The 13,389-nt window shown below is 61.0% G+C and carries 14 protein-coding genes and 1 tRNA gene; 4 read left to right on the forward strand and 11 right to left on the reverse strand.

Annotation, left to right across the window (positions count from 1 at the left end; all coding sequences use genetic code 11):
• Positions 1 to 92: 92 nt before the first annotated feature.
• The 3 genes from radC to E9677_RS11820 all read left to right on the forward strand — a co-directional run bounded on the left by radC (position 93) and on the right by E9677_RS11820 (position 3,867).
• Positions 93 to 941: a RadC family protein gene (gene radC, locus E9677_RS11810; protein ID WP_235882936.1), complete on the forward strand. Its 849-nt coding sequence runs from the start codon at positions 93 to 95 to the stop codon at positions 939 to 941.
• Positions 942 to 1,091: 150 nt separating this feature from the next.
• Positions 1,092 to 2,516, forward strand: coding sequence for a Si-specific NAD(P)(+) transhydrogenase (sthA, locus tag E9677_RS11815; protein ID WP_136558309.1), 1,425 nt, complete (start codon positions 1,092 to 1,094; stop codon positions 2,514 to 2,516).
• A 142-nt stretch (positions 2,517 to 2,658) separates the two neighbouring features.
• Positions 2,659 to 3,867: an MFS transporter gene (locus tag E9677_RS11820; protein ID WP_136558310.1), complete on the forward strand. Its 1,209-nt coding sequence runs from the start codon at positions 2,659 to 2,661 to the stop codon at positions 3,865 to 3,867.
• A 53-nt stretch (positions 3,868 to 3,920) separates the two neighbouring features.
• Here the strand turns inward: E9677_RS11820 and E9677_RS11825 are convergent, their stop codons facing one another.
• The 9 genes from E9677_RS11825 to E9677_RS11865 form a co-directional block, all read right to left on the reverse strand.
• Positions 3,921 to 4,427: a DUF992 domain-containing protein gene (locus E9677_RS11825; RefSeq protein ID WP_136558311.1), complete on the reverse strand. Its 507-nt coding sequence runs from the start codon at positions 4,425 to 4,427 to the stop codon at positions 3,921 to 3,923.
• The gene (locus E9677_RS11830) at positions 4,424 to 4,747 is read right to left on the reverse strand and encodes a hypothetical protein (protein ID WP_136558312.1); all 324 of its coding nucleotides are present in this window, start codon (positions 4,745 to 4,747) and stop codon (positions 4,424 to 4,426) included. Before E9677_RS11830 ends, E9677_RS11825 begins: the two co-directional genes overlap by 4 nt.
• A gap of 37 nt (positions 4,748 to 4,784) precedes the next feature.
• Positions 4,785 to 4,964 carry a CsbD family protein gene (locus tag E9677_RS11835; RefSeq protein ID WP_136558313.1) on the reverse strand — a complete coding sequence of 60 codons (180 nt, stop codon included), beginning with the start codon at positions 4,962 to 4,964 and terminating at the stop codon, positions 4,785 to 4,787.
• 127 nt (positions 4,965 to 5,091) lie between these two features.
• Positions 5,092 to 6,576, reverse strand: coding sequence for a PAS domain S-box protein (locus tag E9677_RS11840; protein WP_136558314.1), 1,485 nt, complete (start codon positions 6,574 to 6,576; stop codon positions 5,092 to 5,094).
• A gap of 83 nt (positions 6,577 to 6,659) precedes the next feature.
• Positions 6,660 to 7,409: an MBL fold metallo-hydrolase gene (locus tag E9677_RS11845; protein WP_136558315.1), complete on the reverse strand. Its 750-nt coding sequence runs from the start codon at positions 7,407 to 7,409 to the stop codon at positions 6,660 to 6,662.
• 79 nt (positions 7,410 to 7,488) lie between these two features.
• Positions 7,489 to 8,967 carry a trigger factor gene (tig, locus tag E9677_RS11850; protein WP_136558316.1) on the reverse strand — a complete coding sequence of 493 codons (1,479 nt, stop codon included), beginning with the start codon at positions 8,965 to 8,967 and terminating at the stop codon, positions 7,489 to 7,491.
• Positions 8,968 to 9,151: 184 nt separating this feature from the next.
• Positions 9,152 to 9,236: transfer RNA gene (locus E9677_RS11855), tRNA-Leu, on the reverse strand.
• 148 nt (positions 9,237 to 9,384) lie between these two features.
• A complete protein-coding gene (locus E9677_RS11860) occupies positions 9,385 to 9,960 on the reverse strand; it encodes a GDYXXLXY domain-containing protein (protein WP_136558317.1) in 576 nt (191 codons plus the stop codon).
• Positions 9,957 to 11,066: a DUF2157 domain-containing protein gene (locus E9677_RS11865; protein WP_136558318.1), complete on the reverse strand. Its 1,110-nt coding sequence runs from the start codon at positions 11,064 to 11,066 to the stop codon at positions 9,957 to 9,959. Before E9677_RS11865 ends, E9677_RS11860 begins: the two co-directional genes overlap by 4 nt.
• A gap of 573 nt (positions 11,067 to 11,639) precedes the next feature.
• Between E9677_RS11865 and E9677_RS11870 the strand changes: the two genes are divergently transcribed.
• The gene (locus tag E9677_RS11870; RefSeq protein ID WP_006728511.1) at positions 11,640 to 11,786 is read left to right on the forward strand and encodes a DUF1127 domain-containing protein; all 147 of its coding nucleotides are present in this window, start codon (positions 11,640 to 11,642) and stop codon (positions 11,784 to 11,786) included.
• A 92-nt stretch (positions 11,787 to 11,878) separates the two neighbouring features.
• On the opposite strand, the gene E9677_RS11875 is transcribed toward E9677_RS11870, so the two are convergent.
• Entirely contained in the window at positions 11,879 to 12,844 is a 966-nt protein-coding gene (locus tag E9677_RS11875) for a nucleoside hydrolase (protein WP_136558320.1), read from the reverse strand.
• A gap of 65 nt (positions 12,845 to 12,909) precedes the next feature.
• A complete protein-coding gene (locus tag E9677_RS11880) occupies positions 12,910 to 13,362 on the reverse strand; it encodes a GFA family protein (RefSeq protein WP_136558321.1) in 453 nt (150 codons plus the stop codon).
• Between the last annotated feature and the right edge of the window lie 27 nt (positions 13,363 to 13,389).

Below are 13,389 nucleotides of genomic sequence, written 5' to 3' on the forward strand. Positions count from 1 at the left end.
ACGCAACTTCAACTTGCGTGCAGCGGCAGTCGTGTCACTATATCTGCGCGGCCGGAGAGCCGCTCGACCATGATGGTCAGGATTGGGGTGGCATGACGAGCAAGCTTCCGTTCTCCGACGAACAGCCGCGGGGCGATGCCAGTGATCTTTTCGGCCCGACCGGCGCCGCGTCGGAAGACGTCGCCGACGAGAGAAGCTTTTTCGCCGACCAGCCGACGCGCGAGACAAACCTTGCCAAAGCAGCCTCAACTCGGGCAGCCATGCAGCCGGAGGCGCATTATCTCGGCCACCGCGAAAGGCTTCGTAGCCGCTTCCGCGACGGGGGCGAAACGGCGCTGGCCGACTATGAAATCCTCGAACTTCTGCTCTTTCGCCTCATCCCGCGCCGCGATACCAAACCGATCGCCAAGGCCCTGCTTTCACGCTTCCAGACCCTGGCCGGTGTGCTCGGGGCACCGCCGGCGCTCTTGCAGGAGGTGAAGGGTGTGGGAGAAACCGTGGCGCTCGATCTGAAGCTGATCGCGAGTGTCGCCCAGCGCATGCTGAAGAGCGAACTGCGCGAGAAGCAGGTCCTATCATCGTGGTCGGCCGTGATCGACTATTGCCACGCCGCCATGGCCTATGAGACCACTGAGCAATTCCGCATCCTATTCCTCGACAAGCGCAACGTGCTGATCGCTGACGAGATACAGGGCCGAGGCACAGTGGATCATACGCCGGTCTATCCGCGCGAAGTTGTGAAACGCGCACTTGAACTGTCGGCGACAGCCATCATCCTGGTCCATAATCATCCGAGTGGCGACCCGACGCCGTCGCGCGCCGACATTGACATGACCCGGACCATCGTCGAGACGGCCAAGCCGCTCGGCATCACCGTCCACGACCACATCATAATCGGCAAGGACGGCCATGCCAGCCTCAAGGGCCTGCGGCTCATCTGAAACAAGTGCCGCATGCGCACTCCCCATATCGTGGGGTAGTGGAAACGGTTGCTGCTTTTGCATGATAACGAAACGGTGACGTTGCCCTGTCATACTCTGTGTGAATAAATGTGCGCTGCAGCATGGCAGCGGGCGAATCAGAGGCACCTCATGAACCAGTATGACTTCGTCGTGATTGGCAGCGGACCAGCCGGACGTCGCGCAGCGATACAGGCTGCCAAGCTGGAAAAGAAGGTTCTCGTCATCGAGAAGGGCACGCGCGTCGGCGGGGTCTCGGTTCACACAGGGACGATCCCGTCGAAGACGCTGCGCGAGACGGCGCTGAACCTGACCGGCTGGCGTGAGCGCGGCTTCTACGGCCGCAGTTACCGGGTGAAGCAGGAAATCAACGCCGACGACCTGCGTCGCCGCCTGCTCATCACGCTCGACCACGAGGTCGAGGTGCTCGAACACCAGTTCTCCCGTAACCGCGTGCAGCAGATGCGGGGCACTGCGCGCTTCATCGATGCGCATACGATCGAGGTAACGAAAGAAGATGGCGAGGTGTTGCAGGTGCAGGCCGGCTCTGTCTTGCTCGCCGTCGGTACGCGCCCTTTCAAGCCGTCGCATATCCCCTTTGATGGCGTGAGCGTCATCGACAGCGACGAAATCCTCGAGATCAAGGAATTGCCGCGCTCGATGATCGTCATCGGCGCCGGCGTCATCGGCATCGAATATGCGACGATCTTCTCGGCGCTCGATACCGTCGTCACCGTGGTCGAACCGCGCGACACTATGCTCGACTTCATCGACAAGGAAATCGTCGAGGACTTCACCTACCAGCTGCGCGACCGCAACATGAAGCTGATCTTCGGTCAGACGGTCGAAGGCGTCGAGAAGGTCGACGGCAAATGCCGCGTGACGCTGAAAAACGGGCGCGTGCTCACCTCGGAAATGGTGCTTTTCGCTGCCGGTCGCGTCGGGGCGGTCGATTCGCTGAACCTGGAAGCCGCAGGGCTCGAAGCCGACAATCGCGGTCGACTGAAGGTCAATCCCGAGACGTTTCAGACCGCCGTCCCCACAATCTATGCGGCCGGTGACGTTGTCGGGTTCCCATCGCTCGCCTCGACATCGATGGAACAGGGCCGGATCGCGGCTCGCCATGCCGTCGGCGCGCCATCTCATGAACCGCCACAGTTCTTCCCCTATGGCATCTACGCTGTGCCCGAGATCTCGACCTGCGGGCTCACCGAAGAAGAGGTCATTCAACGCGCCATTCCCTACGAGACCGGGATCGCGCATTTCCGCGAGACCTCGCGCGGCCATATCATGGGCCTCGACAGCGGCATGCTGAAGATGATCTTCTCGCTCAAGACGCGGCGCCTGCTCGGCGTTCACATCGTCGGCGAAGGCGCGACCGAACTCGTGCATATCGGCCAGGCTGTGCTCAACCTGAAGGGGACCGTGGAGTATTTCGTCGAGAACACGTTTAATTACCCGACGCTTGCGGAAGCCTACAAGATCGCCGGCCTCGATGCGTGGAACCGCATGGGTGAGCTGAAGGTCGAGAAAATCGAGCGCCGGGCGGCGGAATAGGGCTCACCGCCGGCCTCGAAAGGTTGCAGCGTCCCAACGCGTTGGTTGATACGCAACAACGGACGCGAATCGTGGCAAGGTCGCAGCCGTTCATCGGGCTGCCAGTCGGCTCACCTCCTGCGTCCGCCGCAAAGACGATTTCATGTTCTCATCCTTCGGCCATATTGCCGGCCGCCAGCAGTTGTTCGTCCTCTCTCTGATGATCTTCGCGCAAGGCTCCGCCTTTGGAGCGACGATCCCGTATCTGTCCGTTACGGCAATCGGGACCCTCGGCATGAGCGACGGGGCCTATTCCCTGCTGGTCATCGGTTCGTCGATCTCGGCCGTCGTCATCAGCGTCTCGCTCGGTATCCTGTCCGACATTCTGGGCGACCGACGTCACATGCTGATCGCGATGTCGGCCTTGGGTTTTCTCGGTTACGGCGCCATCTATCTTTTCCCCTCCGTCCCGGTCTTTCTCGTCGCGACATCCCTGGTTATCCCGTTCTTCTACGCTACCAGTTCCCTGTTGTTTGCCAGTGCCAGACTGCAGACGACTGACCTCGAACCGGCCGATGCCGCATCCGTCAATGCGACGTTGCGGGCGATCGTTTCAGCCGCCTGGGTGATTACACCGGCTGGCCTCGGGCTGGCACTGGCGGGATCTGGAACAATGCTCGCGGCCTGGGGGCTCGCCTCATTGTTCTGCCTGTTCATCCTACTCTCTTCGCCCCTCCTCCTGAAGACTCCTCCCCGACCGCCTCAGCGGGACAAGTCTGCACCCGGATTCTTCGCCGCATTGCGGGAACTGGCGGCAGCAGACATGCTGCTCCGGATCGTCTCGATCGCAGCAATCACTTCCACATTGCGCCTGAGTGGCACCATCTGGCCATTGATCCTGACACTGCAACTCGGCGGAGGAACCTCAGATGTCGGATTGATCGCGAGCATGACGGCTCTGGTCGAAATACCCTTCATGCTGATCTGGGCACATCTGCTGAAGCGCTACAGCATCGTCGGCATCATCGTGGTGGCGGCGATTGGTTATGGTGCATACATGAGCGCGCTCAGCCTGGCCTCGGCGCCCTGGCATATATACCTGCTCGCATTGCCGGGCGCGGCCTTTGCGGCTGCCCTTCTCGCGCTTCCTCTCAACTATTTCCAGGATCTCTTCCCGGGTCGCCCCGGTCTCGGCACCGCCTTCTTGCCGATCAACTCCTTCCTCGGAAATGCTCTCAATGCGGCGGCCTTCGCCGCAGGATCGCACATACTCGGCTACTCCGGAGCCGCATGGATAGGAGTCGCGCTTGCCCTCTCGGGGGTCGGCGGGCTCCTGCTGTCGAAAGCCCGAGCAGCTAAGGCGCGCAACTGAAAAAGGGCGGCAGATGCCGCCCTTTGCCTGTTCAGCCTATTGGCTCGAAGGTCTCAACCTGCCTTCTGCAACTGCAGACGCGTGACGCCGGCTGCGAGATTGAGGCCGGTGCCTGCCTGTGCGCTCAGCGGCTGCAGGCCAAAATTCTTCGCATTACCGCCGATCAGGGCGTTTGCGCCGAGGCCGACGCCGAGGGCGGCATTGGCGGATGCACCGATATAGCTTCCGGCGAGTGCCCCCTCGCCGACGCGGTTGGCGGCCGTGTTGACCACGATCCAGCTCATATAGGTCTTGCCGGTCACGCCGACGTCGAGACCGAGCCTGCCGATCGAGCCCGTATAGCGCTCGACATCCCCGCCGCGGCTGCGGAACTGACAATCGACGCTGCGGCTGGAGGTGATGAGCAGACCGACGCCGCCTTCGATCTCACAGCTCAAGGTGCCGACCCGCTGGGCCTTGCCCGTCTCGCTCGCCGAGGCCTGCTTGCGGCTGTCTGCCGCCAGGACCATGGAGCTCGACATGACGGTGGCACCGAGTGCGAGGGTCACGAGTTTTTTCATGGAAACTTCCTTTCGAAATCAGTGATGGGAGCGCCGGTCGCCGGAGAAGACGACCGGACCCGCAGGCATGGGCGAACGGTGAGTTCGGCGACCACGCGTTGTCCGGAATAGACCTCGGCAAACGCGACGATCGTCTCGAACGCATCCATGCACCCCACATCGCCAGTGATCCGCAGGGCGCCCCTGTCGTCGGCGACCCGCAGATTTGGCCGGGCATTGCCCCCGGCCGGCGCGATCAGCGCCTCGACCGCCTTCGGCAGGTCGAGATGCGCCCACCTGCCGGCCAGAGAGCCGGCAGGGACACATTGCAGATCCATCATGGGATCAACCACTTCGAGGTCTGTTCTGATCTGCGGCTCAGCGCAGCGCGTCCTTGACGTTGTCCTTGGCCTTGCCGAGCGCGCTCTGGGCTTCACCGGCGAGCTTGTCGCTCTTGCCTTCGACTTCGAGTTGGCGATTGCCCGAGATCTTGCCAGCGGCCTCCTTCACGGAGCCCTTGACCTGACGAACGGCACCTTCGATACGGTTCTTGTCCATTGTCTTTCTCCTAGTCTTTCAAACATCGCCGCTGTTGGCGATGGTGTAGAAATAGAGCCGGACAAGACCCGATTGCAGAGCGAAAAATACTAGTGCAGCTAGTAGCTACTGACCGAATTGCGTCTGTTCAGCGCCGTTTTGGCTGCTCCCCCAGGAAACCGCGTTCGCGGGCCCAGATCACGGCGGCCGCCCTGCGGTTGACGCCGATCTTGGCGTAAAGCGAGGCGACATGATTGCGGATCGTGTGTTTGGAGAGATGCAGCATATCACCCATTTCGGCATCGCTCAGGCCCTGGCAAATCAGCGAGAGGATTTCGGTCTCCCGTTCTGAGAGGTCTTGCAGCTGCGCCGTGGAGGGCTTGCCGCGCGAGGACTGCCTGAGCGTCGCGAGCCGGTCGACCACGGTGCGGCTGAACCAGGACGTATCCGCCATCACGCTCTCTATCGCCTGTATAAGCTCATCTTCGGTGCGGCGGCGCTCGGTGACATCCTGCATGGCCCAGATCACGCATTGCTGGTCGGCGATCTCGACCCGCTCGGCCGCAACAAGACATTCCGCCCTGCCTCCGTCCTTCAGGCGCATGGTCAGTGCCTCGTCCCGCACGGGCGTGTTGTCCTTGAGTTTCTGCTCCAATGCGCGCCGCAACTTCACATCCTCCCAGAGGCCAAGCTCGGCCGCCGTCTTTCCGATCACTTCCTCGGCCTTTCGGCCACAGAGCTGCAGGAAGGCTTCGTTGACTTCGGTGAAGACGAAGTCGTGGAGGCGCGAGATGGCGGTCGGCGCCGGAGACAGGCGAAACGATTTTGAGAACCGTTCCTCGCTCTGGCGAAGCGCGTTCTGGGCGCGTCGCCGGCCATCCAGGTCGGCGAAGGTAAAGAGCATGCAGGCCTCCTCGCCGACTGGGATGGGTTCACCGGCGACGATCACCAAGCGGTCACCGCCAGGAATTGGGATGAGTGCCTCACGCTGACGAATGAGGCGCCCCTCGGCGAGCTTTTCTGTGGCGTCCTCACCTGTCTCGCAATTGGAGAAAAGACCGATCTCCTCGACCGTCCTACCGATGACGTCCTCGCGGGCGAGACCGGTCATTTCCATGAAACCCTGGTTCACCCGGATGAAGCGTTGGTCCTCCAGACGGCAGATCAGCCCCGGCGCGGGATTGGCGTTAAAGGCGCTTTCGAACCGTTTCTCGGCCTCGTAGCGCGGGGTTTCGTCGCGCAGCACCAGAACCAGTACATCGGGACGGGCACCGGCATCCTCGATGACCAGGCTGCGTAGCGTATGGATCCAGATCACGTCCTCGTCTGTTGCCGGAGAGACCTCGACTGTAATGTCCTCCACCATCTCGCCGGCAAGCAGGCGTTCCAGCGGATACTGTCCTTCGTCCAACCGGTGCTTGTTGCGATAGCGCAAGGTGAACCGCCGCCGATAGCCGGCGACATCGCCACCGAGCTCATCGATCGCCTCGATCCGATGCATGTCGAGTGCCGACTGGTTCGCCCAGGCGATGCTGCCGTCGGTCTCGACAAGGATCAAGCCGTCGCTCAGCCCCGCAATTACCTGCTGCAATACGGCACGGTTGATTTTGGGTGCCTGATCGACGTCTGTCATGGACTGTTGTTCCGGTTGCTCACAGCGGTGATCTGGAGCCCGCGCTCGCAGAGACAAGGGTGCTGATACGCGGCCGCTCCTATTTACTCGAAGGACAGTGTTTCGCCATCGATCGGCACATGGAGCCGCTCCTGTCCCGGCCAGGTTGGCGCCGCAGCCAGGATGTCGGAACGAGACACCGTCGCGTGGTCGACCGCGTCGAGATGGGTCACCACCACTTGTACCGAATCGGCAAGCGCGAGTGTGCGGGCAAGCATGGCAAGATCCATCACCAAAGGCCCCTTGCCGTTCCAAAGGGCCCCACACCCGTGCACGACGACGACCTGCGGCCTTTCATCGGCAAGCACTGCTTCGACCTCCGGGCAGAGGATCGTGTCGCCCGCCCAATACAGGGTCGGCTCTCCCGCCGCGCTGATCAGGAAGCCCGAGACCTCGCCCATATCGTCGAGAACGTCCGGCGGGCCATGTCGTCCCTCGGTGGTGCGGATGTTGACAGCGCCGAGCGTGAGGCCGTCACCGATTGCGCGGACGTCATCAAAGCCCATGCGCTGGATCGAAACCCGGTCACGCGCATGGCAGAGGATGGGGGTCGATTTCGGCAGCACCTGTTGCGCCGTCTCGTCGAAATGGTCGGAATGAAGATGGGAAATGAGCACGGCATCGATACCCTGCAAGAGTTCGCTGATTGGAACCGGCAGATCGACGAGCGGTGACGGGCCTCGGCCGGAATAGCTCCGCCCCTCGCCTTTTCCCGCGAGCCAGGGATCGATCAATAGCCGGATCCCCGCCAATTCCACTGTGAGTGTCGCGCTGCGAATGAGCCTGATCTGCACGAGCTGACCTCCTCCCTCCAAAATACGAAAAAGCCGCCCCGAGGGACGGCTTTCACTCAACTCAAACAGGAACCCGAACTTACTCGGCGTCGCCTTCGGCGGCCTTCTTCTTCGGAGCTGCCTTCTTCTTCGGTGCGGCTTCTTCGCCTTCGGCAGCGTCTTCAGCCTTGGCAGCAGCCTTCTTCTTCGGGGCTGCCTTCTTGGCCGGCTTGTCGCCTTCTTCGGCGTCATCGGCGAGCAGTTCTTCCTTGCTCACCTTCTTGTCGGTGACGGAGACTTCAGCCAGCAGCTTGTCGATGACCTTCTCTTCGAAGATCGGTGCACGCAGCGAAGCAGAAGCACCCGGCGTGTTGCGGAAGAAGTCGAGGATCTGCTTCTCCTGGCCCGGGAACTGCTGCAGCTGGGCGAACAGCGAACGCTGCATTTCTTCTTCGGTCACTTCGATGCCGGCCTTTTCGCCGATTTCGGAGAGAACGAGGCCGAGGCGGACACGGCGCTCGGCCAGCGCGCGGTATTCTTCGCGAGCTGCTTCTTCCGTCGTGTCTTCGTCAGCGAAGGTCTTGCCGGACTGGGCGAGATCGGTGTTGATTTGGCGCCAGATGTTCTCGAACTCGGCATCGACAAGCTTGGAGGGCGATTCGAACTTGTAGAGAGCGTCGAGCTGGTCGAGGATCTGACGCTTGACCTTCTGGCGGGTGACGTTGCCGTACTGGCTCTCGATCTGGCCGCGGACGATTTCCTTCAGCTTCTCGACCGATTCGACGCCGAGCTTGGTGGCCAGTTCGTCGTTGATTTCGGTTGCCGCAGGTGCTGCAACTTCCTTCACGGTGATGTCGAAGGTGGCTTCCTTGCCGGCGAGGTTGGCAGCCGGGTAATCGGCCGGGAAGTTCACGGTGATGACCTTTTCGTCACCAGCCTTGAGGCCGACCAGCTGCTCTTCGAAGCCCGGGATGAAGCGGTTCGAGCCGATGACCAATTCTGCGTCTTCGTCCTTGCCGCCGTCGAAGGCTTCGCCGTCTACCTTGCCGAGGTAGTCCATGGTGACGCGGTCGCCGTCGGCAGCCTTGCCCTTCTTGGCTTCGTAGGTGCGTGCGCTTTCAGCGATCTTTTCGATCTGCTCGGTGATCTCTTCTTCAGAGACGTCAACGACTTCGCGGGTGACCGTGATGCCGTCAACCGACTTGAGTTCGATCGCCGGGATGATTTCGTAGGAGAGCGTGAACTCCAGATCGGCCTCAGCCGACAGGATCTTTTCCGCTTCCTTCTCGTCCTCGGTCATGACGATTTCCGGCTGGGTTGCCGACTTTTCGCCGCGCTCCGACAGGATCGCCGAGGGCTGGTCGCGGATGATCTCGTTGACGAGTTCAGCCATGATCGACTTGCCGTACATCTTCTTGACATGAGAGACCGGCACCTTGCCCGGGCGGAAGCCGTTGATGCGGACCTTGTCCTTCACATCGGCCAGACGCTCGTTCATGCGCTGTTCCATGTCCTTGGCCGGGATCACGACCTTGATTTCGCGCTTCAGCCCTTCAGCGAGCGTTTCGATAACCTGCATGTTCTTACCTTCATGTCGTGGCGGCCGTGCTCGGACAGCCGGTGTTTTCCCTGAGCACGACGCCGGAATTGATTTTCCCGGACGTGGCTGCGTCGCAATTCGTCAACAATCTGCCAAGCAAAACGGCGCCGGACTGACAGGAGTCACACCTCGGTGTTCTCTCGTCGATCCCGCGCGGCTTAGCTGGTGCGGGTAGAGAGACTTGAACTCCCACGCCTTGCGGCACCAGAACCTAAATCTGGCGTGTCTACCAATTTCACCATACCCGCGTCCAAAAGCGCATGCTGTATCGCGCATGGCCCCTCCGGAGCGCGCGTCTCTATAACACCCGTTTTCCCCCACGCAAAGGAAAAATGACAGCATTGCAGGGCGCTCGCAGCCCGCCTCACAGGCTTTGCAGCAGGCGAATGGCGGCGCTTAGTAGAGCGGCTCTTCGTAGAGCTCCTCGCCATCCAGCATCAGGGCGCGAATCTGTGCCTGACCGTCCTCGGACACACGCGCCGCCACGGATACCCGGCCCTGATTGCGCCCGTCTTCGATCGGCCTACCCTCGCCTTCCGGCACATAGAATCGCTCGATGCCATAGGAGACGGTGAGATTGCCGGCGTTCGACCACTCCCAGTCGTAGATCGTGACAGGCTGGGAGAGCAGCACAACGCTGCCTGCCTCCTCGGGGAGTGGATCGAAAGAGGCGTCTGCGACAATCCAGAAGCCATCGGCGCCCGGCTTCAGCCGCACATGGAGCCTTGCAACCTCACCGGTGTCCGGTCGGGTCCCGGTCACAGACGTCGTGGAGATCGTCGAGATGTCGTAGGTCAGAATGACATAGTCGCCGCGCAGAAGATCACGCGGATCGACCGGCGCCGTCTTCAGCAACACTTCCGTTCCGGATCTCAGAATAGAGGCGCGCCCTTCGATCATGTAGCCGAGGATCGCCGTTTGGACGATGGCGATGAACAGCGCGACGGCGGCAAAGGGTTTTGCAGTGATCATGACGTCACCTCTGCGACAGGACGGGAGAAACGTTTTTCCAGCCGGATGACCAAGAACGCCAGGATGGCCACAACGAGACCTGCAAGCAGGAAGAAGGCCGACGTGCCGAGAATGCTGTCGATCGTCTCATAGGAAAGGTAGAGCACTTCGGCCGCAAAGGCACCGTAAGCAAGGAAACGGACCGCACCATTGTCCCGGCCATCCAGTGCAATCGCGGCGATCGACAGAGCGAGAATGATCACACCCAGCACGGCGATCGAGACCGCACCCACTGCACTGCCTTGCACATAGGCAAAACCGCTCAAGGCGAGCAGCAGAGCATAGAAGCTGCCTGATGCACCGAGCTTTCGATGGATTGCCGCCAAAGGCGAGCGCGGCACGGTTAGCGCCAGGAAGATCAACGTCGCCACGATGCCTACGCCAAACGCATAGACCTCGCCTCGGTCGAGGATCGTCATCCACCAGATCCAGGTGACGAGGAGGATGTAGCCGAAATGCTTGGCCCTGTTGGCGCCCGTCCAGTGTGAGAGCCCGAAAACAACGGCTGCCCCAAAGGGCGGCCACCAGGCCCAGACCCCGTGACTGCCGATGTCCCAGCCAAAACTGTCAAACCCACCGCCAAAGGTCACAAGCGAGAGCGCGCCTGCGACGATGGCGAGCGCGCCGGACCGGAAGAGTACGGCAGAGATGGCGGTGACCGTGAACCACAAGAACATCGCGGAGAAGGTGTCGCCCGAGAGATGGTAGAGCTGGCCGATCAAGGCGATTGCGCCACCGAAGGCCGCGGCTCCGAGCACAAGCGATCCGGCTGCAATCCGATCGGCACCCAGCAGCCGGGCAATCGCTGCGACCGCGTGGAAGATCCAGATCAAACCGATGATGCCGACGACCTTAGCAAGACGCGGGATAAGCTCCCAGTTGGCCGCGATCAACATCAGCAGAGAAGCGGCAATGAGCAGTGCCGCGAACATGGACAACACGCCACCGATGCTGAAGCGTGCGCCCCGTCGATCGACGTCCTCCAACAACCTTCCGGCCGTTGCCGCATCAATCAGTCCGCGCCCGACCCAATCATCGAGATCGCGTTTCAGCCTGCCCCTGTACATCGGCCACTCCCGTTTGGTCCCTCCCGCAATCTGGAACGGGCAATAAGGAAAGACAAGCGACTGGCGTCACCGGTACCGACAGCTTCTGCGCCCATGCAGAAATCGCATGCCTTCCATGTCAATATTGCACTGCACAAACTCGTTCGTGTCGCCTATGTTCATATTCAACAGAGCGACGGAACTTCTGGCGCTTCTCCTTCGACCCGCGTTACCTCCTCCCAATGCGGGCTCGATTGACCAACGACACTCCTCCTCCCAGTCGTTGGTCTGCACAAATGACGCTCACCGGACCTCCTCCCCCGGTGAGCGTTATTTTTTTGTCTTCTTCCCAATTCCGACTGAAGCAAGCAGTGGGCAGGCACATGACCTGCTCGAATGCAGGGCACGATGCCAGCTAAGGCAAACGCACAAAAAATCGCCAGTTAACAACGGGTTAAATCGATTGTTATGCGCTTGGCGCATGGGTGATCTGTTGCATTATGTCTTCAAACGTTTCGCAATGCAGCATATATTCAACTCATGAAATTCGAAGGGGCCCACGGACGGGTCCAAACCACCAAAGAGGTAGACCCAATGAACATCGCTCGCTCGCTCAACAATTGGCGCAAGTATCGTCAGACGATCACCGAACTCGGCCGCATGTCGGACCGCGAACTGCGTGACCTCGGCATTGGCCGCGAAGACATCCGTCGCGTTGCCCGCCACGCCGTCAACGGCTGATAGGTCCCGACTTTGGTCGGATCAAAACAAACGAAAAACCCCGGATCTCCTCCCAGATCCGGGGTTTTTCTTTGTCTGCTCAGCGGCGCTGCTCAGTCTTCGCGGACGGCAACGATCACGTCGTGAATGAGCTTCAGCACAGCCGGAGCATCGATCTCGGTGCAGATCTTCTGGCTCGGCAGGTCACCGTCCCAATCGGAGGGACCAAAACCACGACCGTCCGGCTTCTGGATCGTCTGCCCATCGGCGATACCACCACAGACGACGCGAATGACGCCGCTGCGGGTTTTGAACAATTCCGGCGCCACGACATAGACGCAGGCGCAGCTGTCGTGCACGACCATGCCGTCGTCCACCAGGCCTTCATAGAAGTCGATGTAGAACTGAGAGAGATTGAAGAGCAGGCGAGCGCGGCTGGTGCCGGCAGCGTCTCTGATGTCCGCGAGCTGCGTGCGCGTCATCACCGTCTGCATGGTAACGTCGAGACCGACGACAACGACCGGCCACTTTGCCGTCATCACCACGTCGGCTGCTTCCGGATCCCCATGGATATTGGCTTCGGCCGCCGGCGTGACATTGCCGTTGACGTCGAAGGCGCCGCCCATGATGACGATCTCCTTGACGAGACCGACAAGCTCCGGGTCCTCCTTCAGCGCATTGGCGAGATTGGTCATGCGACCGACGGCAACGATGGTCACCTCGCCCGGATTGGCACGGACCGTCTCGACGATGAAGCGATGGGCGGGACGCGGATCGGGATGGACATCCGTGACTTCGGGCACGCCGATATTGCCGAGACCGTCATCCCCATGGATGAATTTCGGTGGTGCATGGCTGACGCGATGCGGGATGAAGGTCTCGCCGGCGCCGCGGGCCACGGGGGCATCGATCTTCCATTCACGCTTGAGGAACAGCGCGTTGCGGGTCGTGATGTCGATCTCGGCATTGCCGAAGACGGTGGTGATGCCAAGGAGGTCGATGTGAGGGTGATGGTGCAGGAAGAGGAGCGCCATGGCATCGTCGACGCCAGGGTCCGTATCAAAGATGACTTTATGCATGAAATTGGTCGTCCTGTATCAAGGAAGCGCGTTACATATCCCAATCCCGGTGGACGGGAAAGCGATCAGCCGCATGTTTCCGCAAACTCGCCCCTGAGCTTTGGAAAGTCTTCCATCGGCGGGAATTGCGCATAGCTGTGCCGCGCGGGCACCGTTACCCAGGGCAGTTTTTCCGACACGCAGGTTTCGATGGAGGGCGCCAGCTTTGCTGTGCTGTCCAGCATGGTGGCGCGGATGTTGACCAGGGGGCCCATCATCTCGGCCCGGGTGAAGGTCCAGCTCAGGCAATGGGGGCAGAAGTAATGTCGCAACTCCCCGTGCATGCCGCCGATCACCGGCACCAGGCCTGTGATCTCGACGCAATCGTCCGGAAAGAGCGCACTGAGCGAATAGGCGCTGGCCGTCATCCGCTGGCATCCCTTGCAGTGGCAGGCCATCGTCATCAGTGGTCGACTCTTCACCTTCAGCGTGACCTGCCCGCAACGGCAGCTGCCGCGATCCTCGTCTACACCTTCCATTGTCCTGCCCCTTTGGCTGGCGGGCGA

This window comes from Peteryoungia rhizophila (genome assembly GCF_004912145.1).
In the GTDB taxonomy this organism is placed as follows: domain Bacteria; phylum Pseudomonadota; class Alphaproteobacteria; order Rhizobiales; family Rhizobiaceae; genus Allorhizobium; species Allorhizobium rhizophilum.

Bases quoted from the DNA above. Each gene is read 5' to 3' on its own strand.
- E9677_RS11875 (WP_136558320.1), bottom strand. From the start codon at position 12,844: ATGCATAAAGTCATCTTTGATACGGACCCTGGCGTCGACGATGCCATG.
- radC (WP_235882936.1), top strand. From the start codon at position 93: ATGACGAGCAAGCTTCCGTTCTCCGACGAACAGCCGCGGGGCGATGCC.
- tig (WP_136558316.1), bottom strand. From the start codon at position 8,967: ATGCAGGTTATCGAAACGCTCGCTGAAGGGCTGAAGCGCGAAATCAAG.
- E9677_RS11840 (WP_136558314.1), bottom strand. From the start codon at position 6,576: ATGACAGACGTCGATCAGGCACCCAAAATCAACCGTGCCGTATTGCAG.
- E9677_RS11825 (WP_136558311.1), bottom strand. From the start codon at position 4,427: ATGAAAAAACTCGTGACCCTCGCACTCGGTGCCACCGTCATGTCGAGC.
- sthA (WP_136558309.1), top strand. From the start codon at position 1,092: ATGAACCAGTATGACTTCGTCGTGATTGGCAGCGGACCAGCCGGACGT.
- E9677_RS11870 (WP_006728511.1), top strand. From the start codon at position 11,640: ATGAACATCGCTCGCTCGCTCAACAATTGGCGCAAGTATCGTCAGACG.
- E9677_RS11865 (WP_136558318.1), bottom strand. From the start codon at position 11,066: ATGTACAGGGGCAGGCTGAAACGCGATCTCGATGATTGGGTCGGGCGC.
- E9677_RS11860 (WP_136558317.1), bottom strand. From the start codon at position 9,960: ATGATCACTGCAAAACCCTTTGCCGCCGTCGCGCTGTTCATCGCCATC.
- E9677_RS11830 (WP_136558312.1), bottom strand. From the start codon at position 4,747: ATGATGGATCTGCAATGTGTCCCTGCCGGCTCTCTGGCCGGCAGGTGG.
- E9677_RS11835 (WP_136558313.1), bottom strand. From the start codon at position 4,964: ATGGACAAGAACCGTATCGAAGGTGCCGTTCGTCAGGTCAAGGGCTCC.
- E9677_RS11820 (WP_136558310.1), top strand. From the start codon at position 2,659: ATGTTCTCATCCTTCGGCCATATTGCCGGCCGCCAGCAGTTGTTCGTC.
- E9677_RS11880 (WP_136558321.1), bottom strand. From the start codon at position 13,362: ATGGAAGGTGTAGACGAGGATCGCGGCAGCTGCCGTTGCGGGCAGGTC.